The sequence below is a fragment of the Barnesiella sp. B2-R-119 genome, from assembly GCF_023656675.1.
GTDB classification, from domain to species: domain Bacteria; phylum Bacteroidota; class Bacteroidia; order Bacteroidales; family Barnesiellaceae; genus Barnesiella; species Barnesiella intestinihominis.
On the sequence record NZ_JAMOKL010000006.1, the window covers coordinates 62,149 to 83,321 of the forward strand.

At 49.2% G+C, this 21,173-nt stretch carries 15 protein-coding genes; 4 read left to right on the plus strand and 11 right to left on the minus strand.

Translation table 11 applies throughout. From position 1 onward, the window contains the following. Window positions 1-5: 5 nt before the first annotated feature. The 7 genes from NBH06_RS11340 to NBH06_RS11370 form a co-directional block, all read right to left on the minus strand. Window positions 6-419, minus strand: a complete 414-nt coding sequence (locus tag NBH06_RS11340) for a PH domain-containing protein (protein WP_250794421.1) — start codon at window positions 417-419, stop codon at window positions 6-8. 14 nt (window positions 420-433) lie between these two features. After that, a complete protein-coding gene (locus tag NBH06_RS11345; protein ID WP_008862256.1) occupies window positions 434-643 on the minus strand; it encodes a hypothetical protein in 210 nt (69 codons plus the stop codon). Window positions 644-708: 65 nt separating this feature from the next. Next, window positions 709-1,848: a carboxynorspermidine decarboxylase gene (gene nspC, locus NBH06_RS11350; protein WP_250794423.1), complete on the minus strand. Its 1,140-nt coding sequence runs from the start codon at window positions 1,846-1,848 to the stop codon at window positions 709-711. Window positions 1,849-1,860: 12 nt separating this feature from the next. Next, window positions 1,861-4,218, minus strand: coding sequence for an ATP-dependent helicase (locus tag NBH06_RS11355; RefSeq protein WP_118687323.1), 2,358 nt, complete (start codon window positions 4,216-4,218; stop codon window positions 1,861-1,863). Between the two features lie 1,066 nt (window positions 4,219-5,284). Further along, on the minus strand, window positions 5,285-5,518 hold the full coding sequence (locus tag NBH06_RS11360; RefSeq protein WP_250794425.1) for a hypothetical protein: 234 nt from the start codon (window positions 5,516-5,518) through the stop codon (window positions 5,285-5,287). 145 nt (window positions 5,519-5,663) lie between these two features. Further along, complete coding sequence (locus tag NBH06_RS11365; RefSeq protein WP_250794427.1) at window positions 5,664-6,293, minus strand: hypothetical protein; 630 nt, start codon at window positions 6,291-6,293, stop codon at window positions 5,664-5,666. A gap of 1,392 nt (window positions 6,294-7,685) precedes the next feature. Continuing rightward, on the minus strand, window positions 7,686-9,065 hold the full coding sequence (locus tag NBH06_RS11370) for an aldehyde dehydrogenase (protein WP_250794429.1): 1,380 nt from the start codon (window positions 9,063-9,065) through the stop codon (window positions 7,686-7,688). Window positions 9,066-9,343: 278 nt separating this feature from the next. On the opposite strand from NBH06_RS11370, the gene NBH06_RS11375 reads away from it, so the two are divergent. From NBH06_RS11375 to NBH06_RS11390, 4 genes are all read left to right on the plus strand, one after another. Then, complete coding sequence (locus NBH06_RS11375; protein WP_250794431.1) at window positions 9,344-10,774, plus strand: efflux transporter outer membrane subunit; 1,431 nt, start codon at window positions 9,344-9,346, stop codon at window positions 10,772-10,774. An 18-nt stretch (window positions 10,775-10,792) separates the two neighbouring features. Next, window positions 10,793-11,929: an efflux RND transporter periplasmic adaptor subunit gene (locus NBH06_RS11380; protein WP_021891539.1), complete on the plus strand. Its 1,137-nt coding sequence runs from the start codon at window positions 10,793-10,795 to the stop codon at window positions 11,927-11,929. A 22-nt stretch (window positions 11,930-11,951) separates the two neighbouring features. Beyond that, entirely contained in the window at window positions 11,952-15,104 is a 3,153-nt protein-coding gene (locus NBH06_RS11385; protein WP_250794432.1) for an efflux RND transporter permease subunit, read from the plus strand. Between the two features lie 80 nt (window positions 15,105-15,184). Next, window positions 15,185-15,415 (plus strand): hypothetical protein, encoded by a 231-nt coding sequence (locus NBH06_RS11390; protein ID WP_250794434.1) that lies wholly within the window; start codon window positions 15,185-15,187, stop codon window positions 15,413-15,415. Window positions 15,416-15,819: 404 nt separating this feature from the next. Here NBH06_RS11390 and NBH06_RS11395 read toward each other — a convergent pair whose 3' ends face one another. The 4 genes from NBH06_RS11395 to NBH06_RS11410 all read right to left on the minus strand — a co-directional run bounded on the left by NBH06_RS11395 (window position 15,820) and on the right by NBH06_RS11410 (window position 21,126). Then, window positions 15,820-17,523 (minus strand): acyl-CoA dehydrogenase family protein, encoded by a 1,704-nt coding sequence (locus tag NBH06_RS11395; protein WP_046413839.1) that lies wholly within the window; start codon window positions 17,521-17,523, stop codon window positions 15,820-15,822. 90 nt (window positions 17,524-17,613) lie between these two features. Continuing rightward, a complete protein-coding gene (locus NBH06_RS11400) occupies window positions 17,614-18,633 on the minus strand; it encodes an electron transfer flavoprotein subunit alpha/FixB family protein (RefSeq protein WP_250794436.1) in 1,020 nt (339 codons plus the stop codon). 34 nt (window positions 18,634-18,667) lie between these two features. Beyond that, window positions 18,668-19,540: an electron transfer flavoprotein subunit beta/FixA family protein gene (locus NBH06_RS11405; RefSeq protein WP_008862244.1), complete on the minus strand. Its 873-nt coding sequence runs from the start codon at window positions 19,538-19,540 to the stop codon at window positions 18,668-18,670. A 182-nt stretch (window positions 19,541-19,722) separates the two neighbouring features. Next, window positions 19,723-21,126 carry an amidophosphoribosyltransferase gene (locus NBH06_RS11410; protein ID WP_008862242.1) on the minus strand — a complete coding sequence of 468 codons (1,404 nt, stop codon included), beginning with the start codon at window positions 21,124-21,126 and terminating at the stop codon, window positions 19,723-19,725. Window positions 21,127-21,173: the final 47 nt, after the last annotated feature.

The window sequence follows — 21,173 nt, forward strand, 5'->3', positions numbered from 1 at the left end:
CCGTATCAGAGAGGTGGTTTTACAACAATATCGGGATTGAGACTCCTTAGATGATCGATGAATGCTTGCCTCTGTTTGGGAGACAAGACGAGAGTCTTTTTGTCGGCGAAGCGGATTTCTATCCTGTCCATCGATAAGGCCGGTGCGCTTAAACAACTATTGGTTTTCGAGATTTTCGTTATTCGGTCGATCGGGAGGGAGGACGACAAGAATATGCCGCATTTGATGTGCAGCGTGCCGTTGTCTATGGTGTAGCTCGTGTTACAGAACGGGTCGGCAATGAAAGCGGCCGTGACGACCAATAAGGCGAGGGCTGTCCAAGAGAATTCGAACAGGAGCGGCAGGTAGGACAGAAGGACAATTGCTATAATGGCGATTAGCAAGCCTTTATCGACCTTTGATTTGTAAACAGTTTTCATTGTCTCGTAGGAGATTAGAATATCCCTCCACCAAGCATAAGGCGCAGTATACCCAAAACGATAGATACGATGCAGAGGGTTTTGCCATTGTCTGATTTGAGAATGGCACAGATGATGAGGAAAATGACCGATATGGGTATGGCCACCCAGTTGAGAAATCCCAATAGGGGAATAAATGCGACAAGGGTGATGAGCAGTGCTACGATACCTAAGAATGTTCCCATTGTTTTATGCTTTTTGTCGATTAACAAATGTATTTTGTGATTTGTTCCGGGGGATCGATGTCTTGTCAATCCATTCGGGTTTTATAGTCGTAGTAGTCGTATTCCCGCCAGATTTCCGCTTTCCCGTCGCTTTTGAGGCAGGCTATGGAGGGGTGGGGGATTCCGTTGAACATGGTTGTCTTGACTGTCGTATAGTGAATCATATCCTCGAATATGATTCGGTCTCCTATTTGCAATTCGTGGTCGAAATGCCAGTCTCCTATATAGTCGCCGCTCAGACAGGAGTTTCCTCCCATGCGATAGGCGTATGTGCCGGGTGCGGGTTCTACCGAGCCTCGTATCGCCGGTTTATAGGGCATTTCGAGACAGTCGGGCATGTGACAGGCAAAAGAGACGTCGAGAATGGCTGTTTTGATACCGTGGTTCTCGACTATATCGACTATGGTGGATACTAATGTACCGGTCTGCCAAGCGAACGCACTACCGGGTTCGAGAATGATTTCGAGGCCGGGGTGTCTTTGTTTGAAGCCCCGGAGGAGGTTAATCAAATGTGCGGTATCGTAATCCTTGCGGGTCATGAGGTGACCGCCTCCCATATTCAGCCATTTGATATGGGGGAGTAGATGCCCGAATCGGTCTTCGACCTGTGCCAAAGTCTTTTCGAGGTCGTAGGAGGTGGACTCGCAGAGGGTGTGGAAATGAAGCCCCTCCACTCCCTGCGGAAGTTCGGGCAGCTTGTCGGCGGTTATTCCTAATCGGGAACCCGGTGCGCAGGGATTGTAGAGGTCGGTTTCTACCTCGGAATATTCGGGGTTGATACGCAACCCGCACGATACCCGATTGCCGTCGGCTACTACTTGGGGGTAAAACCGTTCGAATTGAGTCAGGGAGTTGAAGGTAATATGGCTGCTGTATTTGAGTATTGTCGGGAAATCCCGCTCGGTATAGGCCGGTGAGTAGGTGTGTGCCGGACTGCCCATCTCCTCGAATGCCAGCCGTGCTTCGTGTATAGAGCTGGCTGTGGAGTGCGGAATATATTCCCGTATGACGGGGAATGATTTCCAAAGGGCATAGGCTTTGAACGCCAATATAATATTTACTTCGGCGGCTTCTTTGACAGAGCGAATGAGAGCGAGGTTGCGGCGCAATAGTTCTTCTTCGAGAACATAGCAGGGCGATGGTATTTGCGATAGCGTATCGTGCATGACGTATGAAAATTATTCTATGATTGTGAACTTGGCGAATTTGAGCAGGAGCTGTTTGCGTCCGACGTTTTCAAATTCGACGGTTATTTTGCAGTTGTCTCCCGTATCTTCTATGGCTGTAACGGTTCCGTTTCCGAAGCGGGCATGGCAGATGAATGTTCCTATTTCTACTTGCCCGGCAGCAGTTGTAACTGTGGACTGTGTCGTAGAATGGGTTTCGCCTGTGGGTTTAGAGTCTATCTTGGTCAATCGTTTGCCCGGAGACGGAGCAGCGAATGGTCTCGGTGCAGGTGTGCGATCCGTATCTTCTTCGTTCCATCGGGAAGTTTTGCGCGGTCTTTCCGTATCGAATGGAAATCGGTTCCACGATATGGTTTCTCTGGGAGACTCTTGTTTGGTTTGTACCGGCATATCGACGTATCGAGAATCGAGGTCTTTGATGAACCGGCTTGGTGAAGGGAAGACTGTTTGTCCGTTACGATAGCGGGAGAGGGCGTACGTGAGGGTGCAGTTTTCTCCTGCGCGGGTGATGGCCACATAGAGCAAACGTCGTTCTTCTTCGATTTCCCGTTCACTGTTTTTACTCATGGCCGAAGGAAAGAGGTCTTCTTCTACTCCAACAATGAAAACTTGTTTGAACTCCAATCCTTTCGATGCATGGACCGTCATTAAGGTTACTTTGTCTTGCTCGGTTTCATCGCCGTTGTCTTGATCTGTCGCCAGAGAAATTTTGGCCAAGAAGTCGGATAGGGAGGTTTGTTCTTCTCCGGCTTCTTTGCGCCCTACGCAAAATTTACGGACACCGTTCAAAAGTTCTTCGATGTTCTCTTGCCGGTTGATGTTTTCGGGGGTACGATCCGAGGAAATCTCTCCCCAAATGCCCGATCGCTTGATAATCGTTTCCGCCAGTTCCGGTGTGTTCTTTTTATCGGCTTCGTAGCGTAATTCGTCTATGAGGTCCTTGAAGGTTTTCAACTTGTTCAATGTGCCGTTGTTAACGGCCAAGTTGTGGCCTATGGGGTCGGAAATCACCTTCCATATACTGGATTCCTGCGAGTGTGCCCGTTCGATGAGTTTCGAGAGAGTGGTATTTCCGATTCCTCGTGCGGGATAGTTGATGACTCGTTTGAGCGCTTCTTCGTCATCGGGGTTTATCGTCAATCTGAAATAGGCGATGGCGTCCTTGATTTCTTTCCTTTGGTAGAACGACATGCCTCCGTAGATGCGGTAGGGTATGTTACGCTCGCGCAGAGCTTCCTCCAATTCACGGGACTGTGCGTTCGTGCGATAGAGGACAGCGAAGTCGTTGTAATCACAGTGAGTCGTGAGACGCATTTCGGCAATACGGTTCGAGACGATAAAGCCTTCTTCGAAATCGGAATAGGCACTTATTACTTGTACTTTGTTTCCTTGTTCTTTTTCGGAGAATACTTGTTTGGGTATTTGCTCCTTGTTCTTGGCGATGAGGCTGTTGGCCGTATTGACGATATTTTGAGTGGAACGGTAGTTTCGTTCGAGTTTGAATATTTTCAATCCCGGGAACTCTTTACTCAGTCCGAGTATATTGTGGATATTCGCTCCCCGGAACGAGTAAATGCTCTGGGCATCGTCGCCCACCACGCAGATGTGGTTGTGGTCTTTTCCCAACTGGCTGACGATGTGGTGTTGGGCGAAATTGGTATCTTGATACTCGTCTACCAAGATGTAGGCGAACAGGTTGCGGTAGTGTTGCAGCACGTCGGGGTGGTCCCTGAAAAGTATATTGGTATTGAGCAGCAGGTCGTCGAAATCCATTACCCCCGACACGGAACAGCGTTGTTGATAACGTTGATATATTTTATGGATTAAAGGTCGTTTCGAACGAGTATCCCATTCGACACGTTCCCGGTTTCGCGCATAGGCTTGCGGATCGGTGAGGTCGTTTTTCGCCTGGGAAATAATCGTTTGCACGGTTGTGGGTTTGTATGTCTTATCGTCGAGTTGAAGTTCTCTGATAATGCTTTTTATAAGCGACAGGGAATCGGAGGCATCGTAGATGGTGAAGTCGTGACGATAGCCGAGCCGGTCGGCATTGGCTCGGAGTATGCGGGAGAAAATGGAGTGAAACGTCCCTGCCCACAAGCGTTGAGCTGTCTCTGTCCCTACCAATGCGGCGATGCGTTCTTTCATTTCGTTGGCCGCTTTGTTGGTGAAGGTGAGTGCCAGCAGCCGGTAGGGCGGATATCCCATTTGCAGCAGGTGTGCTATTTTGTAGGTAAGTACTCTTGTTTTACCCGACCCGGCTCCGGCGATAACCAATTCCGGTCCATCGGTATAGAGCACAGCTTCGCGTTGCTGGTCGTTCAGACTGTTCAGAAAATCTTGTTCCACTTTTCTTTTCCTTTGCTTCGTGCAAAGATAGTGTAAAGGGTTAATAGAAACAAGCCTCGGTTTTGTCTGTGTGTTATCTATTTTTTTGAGAATCATACTTTCGTTATCGCAGAATTGGGTTTTATTTCTTCTTTTCAAGTACTGTATCGGTAGTGGAGTTTTATTTTTTGTTCATTCTTCTCAGCAGCGAGAAGAATGAACCCAGAAGGGCTTCCGTTTTTTATTAACCCCTCCGTCACTTCGTGCCACCTCCCCTATATTTTGCGCTACAAAACACCCCGTAAGGCTACGGGACACGGCAGGGGGAGAAGGTTGAATGCTAATGATTTTCTTTTCTTGTAAAAGATAGTCTCGGTTGCATGAGATTCGCTTTATTTGTTCATTCTTCTCAGCAGCGAGAAGAACGAACCAAGAAGCGCCGCCGCGGTTATCGGGCTTTTGGGTTTGTCACTATGGTCGCCGTCGGGGTCTGCGGAACTCGCTTCGCTCGGACAGTCCTCGCCCTTTTTCCTCCGTCTTCCTTGTGACTTCACCGCCCGATAAAGGCGGAATCGGGGGTTCTTCCTTGTATTCTAACCCCCTCGCCCTTTGGGCACTCCCCCTATATTCCCTTACGGAAACACAGGGGGAGAGGAGGGTTAACTCTATTACTTCCATTGCTGGTCTTTTTAATCCCTCTCCTCGTCGCTACACTCCTCAGCTCTCCCCTATATTTTTTTGCGCCACACACCGCAATGCTTCGGGGCACGGCAAGGGAGGATTGTGATACAAAGGACTTTCTTTCCCTGTCAAAGAAAGTCCTTGTTACATTAATTCGCTTTATTTGTTCATTCTTCTTAGCAGCGAGAAAAACGAACCAAGAAGCGCCGCCGTTTTTATTAACCCCTCCGTCCTTGCGGACACCTCCCCTATATTTTGCGGTGCAAAACACAGAGGAGGAGATTGATAGTAACCCTCCGCTCATTGCAGTGCGATACTCCGCATACGGGGCACGGCAAGGGGAGAAGGTTGAATACTAATGATTTTCTTTCCCTGTCAAAGAAAGTCCTTGTTACATTAATTCGCTTTATTTGTTCATTCTTCTCAGCAGCGAGAAGAACGAACCAAGAAGCGCCGCCGCGGTTATCGGGCTTTTGGGTTTGTCGCCGCAGTCGCCGTCGGGGTCTGCGGAACTCGCTCCGCTCGGACAGTCCTCGCCCTTTTTCCTCCGTCTTCCTTGCGACTTCACCGCCCGATAAAGGCGGGGATTTAATTCGTGCTTTTGACGGTCTTGAATCTTTTTGTTGATACGACATGACATTTCGCTCCATATTTTGCATTAGCAAAACACAGAGGAGACGAGAAAATAGCGAGGCATGGTAGGGGAGAAGGGTGACTTCCTGTTTCTGCTCATCGAAATCGAGAGGGAAAAAGAGGGGATTGGGTTCACCCTTCACCCATCGGATTTATTCTCTTCTGTTGCAATCGAAAGAGGATCGATGGAATCCGGGTGCAGGTTCTCCAATGGGATTACCGGCAGGAGCGCCGCACCAGATGCTCCCGGATAGGGGCGATAAGGGCTGCGGGGTGTGTGCCGGGATTCCGGACCCGGCTGTCGTGCAGTCTTCTTGCAGGTCCTTATCGGCTTCGTGAGCGGAGGCCGGTTGCACGGATTCTTTTTCTTCGGCTTCGTGCGTTTCGGTTTTCCTTCTGAGGGCTTCCCGACGGCAGGCTTCGAAACGTTCGCGCTCTTCCCGTTCCTCGTGTGTGTCGAAGATTTCTTCGTGGTCGACGAGGAACTGAGTGGACTCGATGTCGTATAGTCCGGCTTTTCGGAAGAGTTGGTTGCGTTTCTGATAGTGCCAAGCGAGAGTTCCTTCGGCCAGCATTTTCTTCTTGTCGTTTCGGGGTCGTTTTCGCTCTTGGGAATGTCTTTCGAGCTTGTCGATACAACGAATGACGGCGAGCATGGTGAGCCTGTCCCGACGGGGGTCGAGTTCGAGGAGAATCTTGTAGTATTTGATGAGCGCCACTTGTCGGTAGTTCTCGATTTCACCTCTCAGGTCTATGGTCGTTTCGAATCTTGTATCTATCATCGCTCGTTTGTTTTTTTTGCGAAGGTAGGATAGTGGGATAGTGGAATTATGGCATGATTATACTTTCTCGTTTATTTTTCTCAGTAGCGAGAGGAACGACCCCGGAATTATCACCTCTTTTTTATTAACCTCTTTTTTTCAACCCCCTCCGTCCTTTGGGCACTCCCCCTATATTCCTTGTAGGAACACAGGGGAGAAGGGTAATACCCGCTTTGGAAATGAAGTTGAGTTTTATTGTTTTGTGACACCTCGCCATGTTACGGGGCACGGCAGGGGGGGATTGAATGCTTGATTTTCTTTCCCCTCCAAAGATAGTCTCGGATGCACGAGATGCACTTCGTTTGTTCATTCTTCTCAGCAGCGAGAAGAACGAACCAAGAAGCGCCGCCGCGGTTATCGGGCTTTTGGCTCGTCGCTACGGTCGCCGTCGGGGTCTGCGGAACTCGCTTCGCTCGGATAGTCCTCGCCCTTTTTCCTCCGTCTTCCTTGCGACTTCACCGCCCGATAAAGGCGGAATCGGGGGATCTTGCTTGTATTCTAACCCCTTCGCCCTGCGGGCACTCCCCCTATATTCCTTGTAGGAACACAGGGGAGAAGGGTAATACCCGCTTTGGAAATGAAGTTGAGTTTTATTGTTTTGTGACACCTCGCCATGTTACGGGTCACGGCAGGGGGGGATTGAATGCTTGATTTTCTTTCCCCTCCAAAGATAGTCTCGGATGCACGAGATGCACTTCGTTTGTTCATTCTTCTCAGCAGCGAGAAGAACGAACCAAGAAGCGCCGCCGCGGTTATCGGGCTTTTGGCTCGTCGCTACGGTCGCCGTCGGGGGCTGCGGAACTCGCTTCGCTCGGATAGTCCTCGCCCTTTTTCCTCCGTCTTCCTTGCGACTTCACCGCCCGATAAAGGCGGAATCGGGGGATCTTGCTTGTATTCTAACCCCTTCGCCCTACGGGCACTCCCCCTATATTCCTTGTAGGAACACAGGGGGAGAGGAGGGTTAACTCTATTACTCCCACTTCTGGTATTTTTAACCCCTCTCCTCGTCGCTACGCTCCTCAGTTCTCCCCTATATTTTCTTGCACCACACCCCGCAATGCTTCGGGGCACGGCAGGGGGAGAAGGTTGGATACTAATAATTTTCTTTCCCTGCCAAAGATAGTCTCGGTTGCACTAATTTGCGTTATTTGTTCATTCTTCTCAGCAACGAGAAGAACGAATCAAGAAGCGCCGCCGTTTTTATTAACCCCTCCGTCCTTGCGGACACCTCCCCTATATTTTGCTCTACAAAACACAGTGGAGGAGGGGGAGATGTATTTTTTTGCCTTAATTTCGGTGAAATGCGACACAATGGGAGGAGAGATTGCGTTTTTCTTTTTCGGGATATGAGGGTTATTTCATCAATCGTTTAAGCCATTTGAGTTTGTCGGCATATGGCGGGAATTTGAAATTGGGATAGAGGTACAGGGAGGAGTAGACGATGCTGCGGCGATGACTGAATGTCTCGAAACTTTCGCGGCCGTGGTAGGCTCCCATTCCGCTGTTCCCGATTCCTCCGAAGGGGAGGTTTCCGTTGGCGGTTTGTACGATGGTGTCGTTGATACAGGCTCCGCCCGATGTGGTGTGTTGTATCATGTAGCGTGCCCGTTTTTTGCTGCGGGTAAAGTAGTAGAGGGCGAGGGGCTTTTCCCGGTCGTTGACGTATTCGACACAGTCGTCGATGTCGTCGAACGGGAGTACGGGGAGTATGGGGCCGAAGATTTCGTCGGTGAGCAGGGGGGATTGCGGGGGTATGTCGGTGAGCAGTGTGGGGGCCATGTATCGGTCGGCAGGATCGCTTGTGCCTCCGCAAAGTATCGTGCCGTGCGAGAGGAGCGCCGACAGGCGGTCGAAATGCCGAGCATTGACGATACGGGGATAATCGGGGCTTTGTTGTGGATTTTCGCCGTATTGACGGGTGATTTCGTCACGAATATGTTCTGTGAGTTTGTCTTGGACTTTGCGATGTACCATGAGGTAGTCGGGGGCTACGCAGGTTTGTCCGCAGTTGAGGAACTTGCCCCATACGATGCGGCGTGCGGCGGCTTTCAAATCGGCATCGTCATCGACGATACAGGGACTTTTTCCTCCTAGTTCGAGTGTGACGGGGGTGAGGTGACGAGATGCGGCTTGCATGACGTGACGCCCGTATTCGACACCTCCTGTGTAGAAGATGTAATCGAATCGTTCTTGCAGGAGTAACTCGGTGGTTTCCCGATCGGCATCGGTAACGGCGATGTACTCTTCCTCGAAACATTCGTCGATAAGTTCTTGCAGAGCGGCAGCCGTACGGGGTGCTTCGCCCGATGGTTTGACGATTGCACAGTTACCGGCTGCTATGGCTCCGATAAGGGGGGATAAAGCTAATTGCAGCGGGTAATTCCACGGGGCAATGATGAGTGTACAACCGTAGGGCTCGTAGTGAATGCGACTTTTCGAGCCGAAGAGAAAGAGGGGGGTGGGACGACGTCGGTCGCGAGCCCAGCTTTGCAAGTGATTTTTTATCGTCCGTATTTCGTGAAGGAGGAATCCGATTTCGGTGGCATAGCTTTCGAATGCGGATTTTCCCAAGTCGGCATGCAGGGCTTCACCGAGTTGTTTTTCCCGACTAACGAGAGCTTCGGCCAAGCGGTCGAGAGCACATAGCCGGAATGGAATTTCTCGTGTGATGTGTTCGTTGAAGAATGCTTTTTGAAGTTTTACCAAACGGGTGTATTTATTATTTGTCATCATTCGATTTTTTTTGATAAAGATAGCGAATTGTTTCGTAGGAAGGAAAATTAGGAACTGAATCTTTGAAGAGGTCGATTTTCTATGGTGTGACTCGATAAGCGTTTTCCGCTTTCTCTTACAGGTGGGAGAGGTTCGATAAAGGCGGAAGGAGGCAGGAGTTTGGATTTTTGTAAACTATTTCGAATTACGACCGTTATAATTTATTATCGAAAAAGGCGTTGTCTCGAAAATTTATTTCGATTGAACGATATAAATCAATTAAGAAGCTGTTTAACGTTATGTGTAAAGTTTTTTTTATTCGAAGTCGGCTTGTTGCGTCGGTATTGATTCTCCTTTGCGGAGGGGCTGTTTATGCCCAGCAACCGGCTACTCGTTATTTGTCTGACGACATACCGAAGGCGTGGACTCCCGATACATTGTTTTCGCAGCAGTTGCCTCCTGAGGATTTATGGTGGAGCGGATTTAACGATACTTGTCTCGACACGTTGATTCAAGAGGCGGTGGACAGTAACCATAATTTGCTGGCGGCCGCTGATCGCATACGTATGGCCAGGGCGGCTTGGCGTATGGAACAGAGCGGTTTCTATCCGTCGGTGAATTTTTCGGCCGGTTGGACGAAGACCCGTAATAGCGGTTATTTGGGGCGAGAGGCTGCCGATAACACTTATTCCCAATATGCTTCGGGTGATTTGTCGGTGAGTTGGGAAATCGATTTGTTCGGTTCGATACGTCAGAGGGCCAAAGCGAAGAAAGAGTTGTTCCGTGCTTCCCGGGACGAATATAACGGGACGATGGTGTCTCTGTGTGCCCAAGTGGCGACTGCTTATATGACATTGCGCACGTATCAGCAACAGTATATCGTGGCCGAGAGCAATATCCAATCGCAACGAAGTATCCTGCATATTACGGAGGTGAGGTACGAGACCGGATTGGCATCGCAACTCGACGTTTCGCAAGCCAAGACGGTTTATTTCAATACAAAGGCTTCTTTGCCGTCTCTTGAAGCGGGTATAGAGAAACAGATCAATATTATCGCTATTTTGTTGGGGAAGTATCCCGATGAGTTGCGTCCGATGCTTCGGACGACAAAGCCGTTGCCCGATTATCAGAGGTTAGTGGGTATAGGTATTCCCATGAATTTGCTCCGCCGCCGTCCTGATGTGAGGCAGGCCGAACGGACGGTAGCATCGTATGCGGCTTCGGTGGGTGCAGCCAAGTCTGATTTTATGCCGAAATTGTATTTGAACGGTAATATCGGATTCGCTTCCAGAGATATGGACCATTTTTTCAATAAGAGGAGTGTGACCTATCAGTTGGCTCCTACGGTCTCGTGGCCTTTGTTTCAAGGGACACAGCGCATACAGGCTTTGGCATCGGCGAGGGCTCAGCTCGATAGCGGCATAGAGCAGTATAACCAAACTGTGTTGACGGCTGTCCAAGAGGTGGAGAATGCCATGAACAGTTATACGCATATCGTCAAACAAATTTCGATGTTGAAAGAGCTGGTGGCCGAGGGTGAAAAGACGTTGTCGCTCTCGCTCGACTTGTATAAGCGAGGCTTGTCGGGGTTCCAAAATGTACTCGATGCGCAGCGCTCATTGCTTTCGTATCAAAATTCTTATGTGTCGGCGCAGGGAAACGCCATCAATGCGCTTATTCTTTTATATCAATCGCTGGGTGGCGGTTGGATAGATTCGAGTCAACCCTAAAATTAAAATTCATATTTTATGAGACGTTTGTTTTCTTATATGCCGATAGTGGCTGTGGCTGTATTGTTTTCGCTTTTTTCCTGCCAATCGAAAAAGGGGGAGAAGCAAAGTGGCGATGTTCGGCTGCCCGAAATATCGGTGGCTTATCCGGCGGTCGATTCGGTGGTTTTGATAAAGAGTTATCCGGGTTACCTTACTTCGTTACAAACCGTCGATCTGGTGGCTCGTGTAAACGGATATCTGCAACAGGTGGCCTATACGCCGGGTGAGATCGTAAAGAAGGGACAATTGCTTTTCGTTATCGAACCTTCGCAATACGAGGATGCCGTGGAACAGGCCGAGGCAGCGTTGAAAACGGCTCAGGCACAGTATGATTATGCCGAGAATAATTACACCCGAATGAAAGAGGCGGCGCAAAGCGATGCCATCAGTACGATCGATTTGATACAGGCGGAGTCGAAATTGGAACAAAGTAGGGCCTCTGTTCGGAATGCCGAGGCTGCGTTGTCGACGGCTCGCATACAGTTGGGGTATTGTTATGTGAAAGCCCCGTTCGAGGGCCGGATATCACGCAATTTATACGATGTGGGTAATTATATCAGCGGGTCTTTGCAATCGACGAAGTTGGCGACTATTTATCAGGATAAGAAAATGTATGCCTATTTCAATATCGAGGATAATCAATATTTGAAAATGTTGCTGAACCAGAGTAAAGGTAAACATTCCGTACCGAGCGATCGTGTGGAGATCCTTTTTCAGGAGCCTACCAGCCGCAGTTATTACGGTAGACTCGATTATTTGTCGCCGAATGTGGACTTGTCGACGGGAACGCTTTCGATACGGGCCGAGGTGGATAACCCTGCCGGCGAGTTGAAGAGTGGTTTGTATATTTCTATCCGGTTGCCGTATGGTAGCCGCGAGCATGCGATATTGGTGAGGGATGCTTCTATTGCCACGGATCAACTTGGCAAGTATATGTATGTGGTGAACGATTCTAATGTGGTGGAATATCGCCCTGTGGAGACGGGACAGTTGGTTAACGATACTTTGAGAGTGATCGACGAGGGGATTTCACCGACCGATCGTTATGTTACGAAGGCTTTGTTGAAAGTGAGAGCGGGCATGCCGGTTCGTCCGGTTTTGGAAAAGAATTAATGGTTCCTAAAAATGAATGGGTATGATTTCGAAATTTTTTATTAACAGGCCTATTTTCGCTACGGTCATCGCCATTGTTATGGTGCTGGTGGGATTGGTTACCATCTATACGCTTCCGGTCGCCCAGTTTCCCGATATAACACCTCCTACGGTACAGGTGACCGCTGTATATCCCGGGGCGAGTGCCGAGACGGTGGCGAAAACGGTAGGTGTACCTATCGAGGAGCAGGTGAACGGTGTGGACGGAATGATTTATATGAGTTCGTCGTCTTCGTCGTCGGGGCAATATACGCTGACCGTTACTTTCGAGGTGGGAACCGATATAGATATGGCGACCGTGTTGGTACAGAACCGGGTGAACATAGCGCAGGGAAATTTACCGGAGGCTGTCATACAACAGGGAATTATCACGAAGAAGCAGTCTACCAACATCGTCATGTTCTTGGCGTTGGAATCGGATAACCCATTGTATAACAGTTTGTATCTGTCGAATTATGCCAAGTTGAACATTACCGACGAGTTGTCCCGTTTGCCGGGAGTAGGCGGTGTGACGGTGTTCGGAGCCGATAATTACAGCATGCGTATCTGGCTCGACCCGGAGTTGATGCGTATACGAAGCCTTACGCCGGCCGATGTCTATTCGGCTATTCAGGCACAAAATATGGAGGTGTCGGCCGGTAGTGTGGGACAACCTCCTACGAATACGGACGAGGCTTTCCAGTTTACATTGGTTTCGAAAGGTCGCCTTTCTACGCCGGAGGAGTTCGGACGGATCATCATCAAGTCGTTGCCCGGCGGGGAATATCTGAGGTTGCGCGACATCGCTACCATAGATTTGGGAAGTGCGACTTACAATACGACATCGACTATTAACGGTAAAGAAACGGCGGCTATCGCCATTTATCAGTTGCCGGGGTCTAATTCTCTCGATGTGGCGAAAGCCGTGAAAGCGAAGATGATGGATTTGAGCCGTTATTTCCCGAACGATGTGCAATATAAGGTGGTGCTCGATACGACTCGATTCGTGAGTGCATCTATCGATGAGGTATTGGTTACGTTTGTGGAGACCTCTCTTATCGTGATGCTGGTCATTCTTATTTTCTTACAAAATTTCAGGGCGATGATTATTCCTTCTCTGACCATACCGGTTTCGCTTATTGCGACATTTGCCGTGATGAAGTTGATGGGATTTTCTATCAATACGCTTACTCTTTTCGGCCTTGTTTTGGCAATAGCTATCGTGGTGGACGATGCGATCGTAGTGGTCGAAAATTCGACCCGGTTTATCGATACGGGAAAGTATAGTCGCAAGGAGGCGGTCGAGAAGGCCATGGAGGAGATTACGAGTCCGGTTATCGGCGTGGTATTGGTGTTATTGGCCGTGTTTATTCCGACAGCTTTTATCGGTGGTATCACAGGAGAACTGTATAAACAATTCGCTTTGACGATCGCTGTCGCTACTGTATTCAGCGGGTTCAATTCGCTGACGTTTACTCCGGCTTTGTGCGCATTGTTTCTCCAACCGACCCGCGAACCTTCGTTTTTCTTGTACAAGTGGTTTAATAAGGGATATGGAGCGACGTTGAACGGATATGTGAAAGTTATTGGCTCGATGTTGCGTAAACCTTTGGTGTCGTTGTCGGCTTTTATCGTGTTGGCTTTGGCTGCTTTCTATGGATTTGCCAAGTGGCCGACTTCGTTTATTCCACAGGAAGATCAAGGTTATTTTATCGTATCGGTGCAGTTGCCCAATGCCGCATCGATGGAACGGACCCGCAAGGTTTGCGACGATTTGAATCGAATTATACAGTCGTACCCCGAAGTGGAAAATGCCTTGAATATCGTGGGTTTTTCGGCGTTGCAAGGTGGAAGTTCGTCCAATTCGGCAACGTTTTTCGTGGTGCTGAAACCCTGGGACGACCGGAAGGGGAAAGAACATAGCGTGTTTAATGTGGTGGAGCGGCTGAACCGGGATGCATCTGTTTTGCAAGAGGCTATTGTGTTTGCCGTCAATCCGCCGGCTATCAGCGGACTGGGTGTTTCGGGCGGTCTCGAAATGCAACTCGAAGATCGTAGCAATTTGGGGGCGGGCGAATTGGAATCCGCAGCGAATGCTTTGATCGGTAATATCGGTAGCGAGCCGGCCTTGATGCAGATAAACTCGATGTTTCAAGGGAATACCCCGCAATATGCATTGAATATAGATCGCGATAAGGTGGAGATGCAGGGGCTTACTCTCAGCAGTGTTTTCTCGGCTTTGTCGTATTATATGGGATCGGCTTATGTGAATGATTTCGTGGAGTTCGGCCGTATCTATCAGGTGAAGTTGGGCGCTCAGGCCGGAGCGAGGGCTCATATCGACGATGTGATGAAACTGAGCGTGCGAAACCGGGACGGTAACATGGTTCCGTTTTCTTCGTTTACACAGGTCGAGGAGACGATGGGACTGAATTTAGTAAGCCGGTACAATATGTATTCATCGGCTGCACTCACGGCGATACCGGCTCCGGGGATAAGTTCGTCGGAGGGTATGGCGGCTATGGAGCGATTGGTCCGGAATACACTGGGTACGAATTTCGGATATAGTTGGACGGGGGAGGCTTATCAAGAGAGTCAGAGCGGTTCTACGGTAGGTCTTATCTTCGGACTTGCGATATTGATCGTGATTCTGGTGTTGGCTGCCCAGTATGAAAGTTGGACTAACCCGATAGCCGTGATACTGAGTTTGCCCACTGCCATATTGGGGACGGTATTGGGCTGTATTGTCATGAGTTTGTCTATCAGTATTTATAGTCAGATAGGGTTGATTTTGCTTATCGCTTTGTCGGCCAAGAACGCTATCCTCATTATCGAGTTTGCCATGGATTACCGCAAGCAGGGCGAGTCTATCCGGCAATCGGCGATGGAGGCGGGGAGGTTGCGCCTGCGACCTATTTTGATGACTTCGTTCGCTTTTATCTTCGGTGTTCTTCCGCTGATGTTCGCGACAGGTGCGGGAGCCGAAAGTCGTATCGCTCTGGGTACGGCTGTCGTGTTCGGTATGGCGATGAATACGGTATTGGGTACGTTGTTTGTTCCTAATTTTTATGAATTGATGGAGACTGTTCAAGAGCGCTGGTTGTCGAAGGTATTCAAAGATAGTGGTGAAAAGGGGACGACTAATTCAGTAGATTAGGATACTATATCTTTATTCCTTTTTGTTATTCTTGCAACCCCTCCGTCCTTCGGACACTTTCTCTATCGGCAGGGAGAGGATTGTGCTACAAAGGACTTTCTTTCCCTGCCAAAGAAAGTCCTTGTTACACTAATTCACTTTATTTGTTCATTCTTCTCAACAGCGAGAAGAACGAACCAAGAAGTGCCGCCGCTGTTATCGGGCTTTTGGGTTCGTCGCTACGGTCGCCGTCGGGGTCTGTGGAACTCGCTTCGCTCGGACAGTCCTCGCCCTTTTTCCTCCGCCTTTCTTGCGACTTCACCGACCGATAAAGGCGGGGATTTTGCTAGTGCTTTTGCTAGTCTTTTTAACCCCCTCGCCCTTCGGGCACTCCCCCTATATTCCTTTCAGGAACACAGAGGGAGAGGAGGGTTACCTCTATTATCTCTACTGAGGGTCTTTTTAAGACCTCTCCTCATCGCCATGCTCCTCGGCTTTCCCCTATATTTTGCTGCGCAAAAACACCCCGCCATGCTGCGGGACACAGGGGAGGAGGGTGAGATGTATTTCCCTTTCGCTTCTGCTCCGATTTTATGAGCCACACCCCGCAATGCAGCGGGACACGGCAGGGAAGAAGTGGAATCATACTGAATTTTAGTTTGGCTTTATTTCCGATATAAAAAGGAGGTATCCCAGATAAATGGGATACCTCCTCGAATGATATGAAATGTTGCGTTTATTTGCGATAAGCAGCTATCATTTCGGGATTGAAGCGTTCGATAAACGCGGCGTGTTTGGCAACTTCTGCTTCGCCGAAGTTAATGTATACTTCGGCCGACTGCCGGAACGATTCGTTACGAGTGGCATCGTTGAGCAGGAGGTGTCCCATGATGACATGGCCGGCCATTTCGACCATGCGGCGTGCTTGGAAGTCGATGTATTCGTTGTCTTTCGTTGCAGTGACGGTTTCGACAGCTTTTACGTAGGCGGCTTTCATAGCTTTGAGGCGGTCGCGCAGAGGTTCCAGTTCGGGCGCGATTTCAGCAGCTTCGTATGCTTCGATCTGATGCAGATATGTGCCGGTGGTGACGTGGCGAATAGCAGCCACGACTTGCAACTGGGTGGTTCCTTCGTAGATAGAAGTGATGCGGGCATCGCGGTAGATGCGTTCGCAAGCGTAGTCTTTCATGAAACCGGACCCTCCGTGTACTTGCACGCAGTCATAGGCGTTTTGATTACAAAATTCGCTGGACATGCCTTTTGCCATAGGGGTGAATGCGTCGGCCAATTTTTGGTAGGCTTTCATTTCGGCACGTTCTTCGGGTTCGAGCGAGCGTTCTTTGGCAATGTCTTCGTATGCTTTGTACATGTCGACGAATCGTGTTGTTTCGTAAAGCAGCGAGCGTGATGCGTCGAGTTTGGCTTTCATCAAAGAGATCATTTCGAAAACGGCGGGGAACTCGATGATGGCTTGCCCGAATTGTTTGCGGTCGCGTGCATAGGCAATGGCTTCGCGGTATGCCGCTTCGGAAACGCCGACAGATTGTGCGGCGATACCGAGACGGGCTCCGTTCATCAATGCCATGACGTATTTGATAAGACCCAATTTGCGGCTTCCGCAGAGTTCGGCTTTGGCATTTTTGAACACCAATTCGCAGGTGGGAGACCCTTTGATACCCATTTTGTTTTCGATACGGCGAACGGTTACACCGCCGTCGTTGCGGTCGTAGATGAACATGGAGAGTCCGCGACCATCTTTGGTTCCTTCTTCGGAACGGGCTAGCACGAGTGCAATGTGTCCGTCACCGTTGGTGATGAACCGTTTCACTCCGTTGAGATACCAGCAACCGTCGGCCTCGCTGTATGTGGCTTTGAGCATGACAGCTTGCAAGTCGGACCCGGCATCGGGTTCGGTGAGGTCCATCGCCATAGTTTCGCCGGCGCAAACGCGCGGCAGGTATTTTTGCTTTTGTTCTTCATTGGCAAATTCGTAAATGGTTTCGGCGCAATCTTGCAATCCCCAGATGTTTACGAATCCGGCATCGGCGCGGCTTACCATGTCGGCAGCCATGATGTAGGGAACCAACGAGAAGTTGAGCCCGTTGTAGCGACGGGGGATAGAGATACCCATCAATCCGGCTTTTACCAGAGCGTCGAGGTTTTTTTGCGTGCCTTTGGCATATACGACATGTCCGTCGACAACGTGCGGACCTTCGTGGTCTACGTCTTCGGCATTGGCTGCAACGATTTCGCCGCTTATCTCGCCTGCTATTTCGAGCACTTTTTCATAACTATCCATGGCGTCTTCGAAATTGAAGGGCGCATAGTCGTATTTTTCGGCATCGGAGTAATTCCGTTCCCGTAAAGCCACCAGCTTCTTCATGAGCGGGTGGTTCAAGTGATGTTTGAGATCACTGTTATCTAAATAAAAATTAGCCATTGTTCTGTATTATTTATTGTATTATAATTTAACTCTCTATCTTTGATTTGTCACAAGACTTTGTCTTATCGACAGAATCGAAAATATGTTTTATTTGGAGTTTTTCTTATAATATTTGATCAGCTTCGGAATTACTTCTTCGACCGTACCCGTGATCACATAGTCGGCTATCGTATTGATAGGTGCGTTAGGATCGCTGTTGATAGAGATGATGATGGAGCTGTCTTGCATACCGGCGATGTGTTGTATCTGTCCAGAGATACCGCAGGCGATATAGAGCTTGGGGCGAACCGTGACACCGGTTTGTCCGATTTGACGTTCGTGCTCGATGTATCCGGCGTCGACCGCAGCGCGGGAAGCTCCTACCTCGGCTCCCAATGTAGCCGCCAAGTCGAACAGCATGTCGAAGTTTTCTTTCGATCCCATACCGTAACCGCCGGCTACGATGATGGATGCGCCTTTGACGTTGGCTTTGGATTTTTCCATCTGGTGATCGATGACTTCTACCACAAAGTCGGTGTCGGAAACGTATTTTTTCGGATCCAGTTTAACAACTTCTCCTTTGTAAGCGGGATCGTAAATTTCTTTTTTCATCACGCCTTCGCGAACCGTCGCCATTTGAGGACGGCATTCGGGGTTAACGATCGTCGCTACGATGTTGCCTCCGAAAGCGGGACGAATCTGATACAACAGATTTTCGTATGTCTTATTGTTCTTTTTGTCCTCGTGGGGACCTATTTCCAACGCGGTGCAGTCGGCCGTGAGTCCGCTGTGCAGCGAAGAGGAAACCCGCGGACCGAGGTCGCGACCGATACTGGTGGCTCCCATCAGGCAAACCTGAGGTTTCTGTTCTTTGAATAAATTTACCAATACCGAGGTATGTGGCAACGAGGTGTAGGGGTAGAGGCGAGGATCGTCTACGGTATAGACGGTATCGACTCCATAGGGGAATACTTGTTTTTCCACACCGTCGAGGTTGCTACCGATCACCAGTGCTTCGAGTTTACAATTCAGTTGATTGGCCAGCGAGCGACCTTTTGTGAGCAGTTCGAGGCTCACATCGGCGATGATGCCGTCTTCTATTTCGCAATATACAATCAGATTGTTCATAATCGTTAGTTTTTTAGTTCATAGTACACGGGCATTAACCAATCGTGTGGTTGGCGATCAATTCTTTGACAAGGTCTTCGATTTCGTTGTCGGCAGCCGTGAGTCGTTTGCTTTCCTTTGCTTGGAATACAACGTTTTGTACGGCTTTTACTTTGGTGGGAGAACCGGCAAGACCTACTTGATCGAGGTCGGCATCGACATCGTTTACACTCCATTCGTAAAGGTTGAGGGCCGGACGCTGTTCATAGAGTTTCAAGCATTCTTCGCTCAGTCCTTGTTTTTCGCTCGGTGTCTTGGCGTATTTGTAACGTTGTATGAGCTTCGCGTTGCGAGGACGGCATTCATCGGCCGAACCGTTGACCGTGATGACTGCGGGCAGGGGAACTACGACGGTTTCTATCCCGCGTTCGAGACGACGTTTCACGGTGGCTTTCCCGTTTTCTATGCTCAGAATTTGCTCGGCATAGGTGACTTGGGGGATTCCCAATTTTTCGGCGATTTGAGGGCCTACCTGAGCCGTGTCGCCATCGATGGCTTGACGACCTCCCAAGATAATATCATAATCTTTGATTTTGCGTACGGCACACGATAGTGCGTAAGACGTAGCCAATGTGTCGGCTCCGGCAAAGGCACGGTCGGTCAATACGATACCTCCGTCCGCTCCACGGAATAAACCTTCCCGAATAATTTCGGCGGCACGAGGAGGACCCATCGTAAGCAGGGTAATCGTCGATCCCGGGTTTTGTTCTTTCAGTTGCAGAGCCTGTTCCAAGGCGTTCAAATCTTCGGGGTTGAAGATAGCAGGCAAGGCGGCACGGTTGATCGTTCCGTCCTCTTTCATGGCATCCTTCCCCACATTTCTGGTATCGGGCACTTGTTTTGCCAATACTACGATTTTAAGACTCATAATTTAATGTGAGATTTATGATTTATAAATATTCGTATATTCTGTGTCGATTCATTGACTCGCAAAATTACAAAAATGATTGTTATTTTCAATCTTTTAGGCGAAAAAACCGTTATGCCGCCCGGCGAGAACAGATGATCGGACGGCATAACGAGCCGGGGTTTTATTCGGTTCTGACGGGCTTATTCGTAGCTGCTGCCGTCGAAACAGTGCGTGCAGATACATTCCTTAGGAAGCCCGATCGATTCGACTAGTGTTTCTAACGGGTTGAATTTTAATGAGGTAATGTTCAGCTTTTTACAAATGCAGTTTACCATACAATTGTATTGGGGCGACCCGGTGCGTGCATAAGCTGCGACATTTTTATCGGGGTTACCCTCTATCTCGGCGATGGTGCGACGGGTAATAAGCTCCATTTCGCTTTTGGAGGCCGTGAAGTTAAGAAACTTACACGGGTACAGGAGAGGGGGACAACTGATGCGCATGTGAACTTCTTTGGCTCCATAGCGGTAGAGATCGGATACATTGTCTCTCAGTTGCGTACCGCGGACGATGGAGTCGTCGCAGAATACGACCCGTTTTCCGTCGAGCATGCTTTTGTTGGGTATGAGTTTCATTTTGGCTACCAGCTCGCGCATGGCTTGATTGGAAGGGGTGAAGCTGCGAGGCCAAGTGGGGGTATATTTGACGATACCTCTCCGGTAGGGAATTTGTTTACCTACGGCATATCCGAGAGCCATGCCTACACCGGAATCGGGGATGCCGGAGACGAAATCGGCTTCGATGTCGTCTTTTTTACCCATTTCGAAGCCAGTGTGAAAGCGCATCTCTTCGACATTCTTCCCTTCGTATTCGCAGGCGGGATATCCGTAATATACCCATAGGAAGGAGCATATCTGCATTTTTTTACCGGGCTGGTTGAGCGATTCATAACCATCGGCTGTCAACCGGACGATTTCTCCGGGACGTATGTCGTAACAGAGTTCGTATCCGAGGTTCGGGAAGCTGCATGTTTCGGACGATACGGCGTAGCCGTTATCTCCCCGTCCGACGAGGATAGGCGAACGACCGTATTTGTCGCGAGCGGCGATAATGCCTTGCTCGGTGAGTAAAAGCATGGAACAAGACCCTTTGATTTTTTCCTGTACCAAGCGGATGCCGTCGACATAGTCTTTTCCTTGACTGATAATCATCGAAACCAATTCGGATTGGTTGATGATATTGTTACTGTGTTCGCTGAAATGGTTTCCGCTCGCCAGTAGTTCTTTTTCGAGTTCTTCTACGTTGTTTATTTTGGCGACGGTAACGATGGCGAATTTTCCCAAATGGCAACTGATGATGATGGGTTGTGCATCGGTATCGCTGATGACACCGATTCCCGAATTACCAGAGAATTCGGGCAGTTCGGCTTCGAATTTCGAACGGAAGTAGGAGTTTTCTATATTGTGGATCGCCCGTTTGAAAACGCCATTTTCATACGTCACGATACCGGCACGTTTCGTACCTAAGTGCGAGTTGTAATCTACGCCATAAAAAAGGTCGGTAACGCAAGATTCTTTTTTTATGGTACCAAAAAATCCTCCCATAATGTAATGTTGTCGTGTTGATTATTATTTGATTAAACGAACAGAGC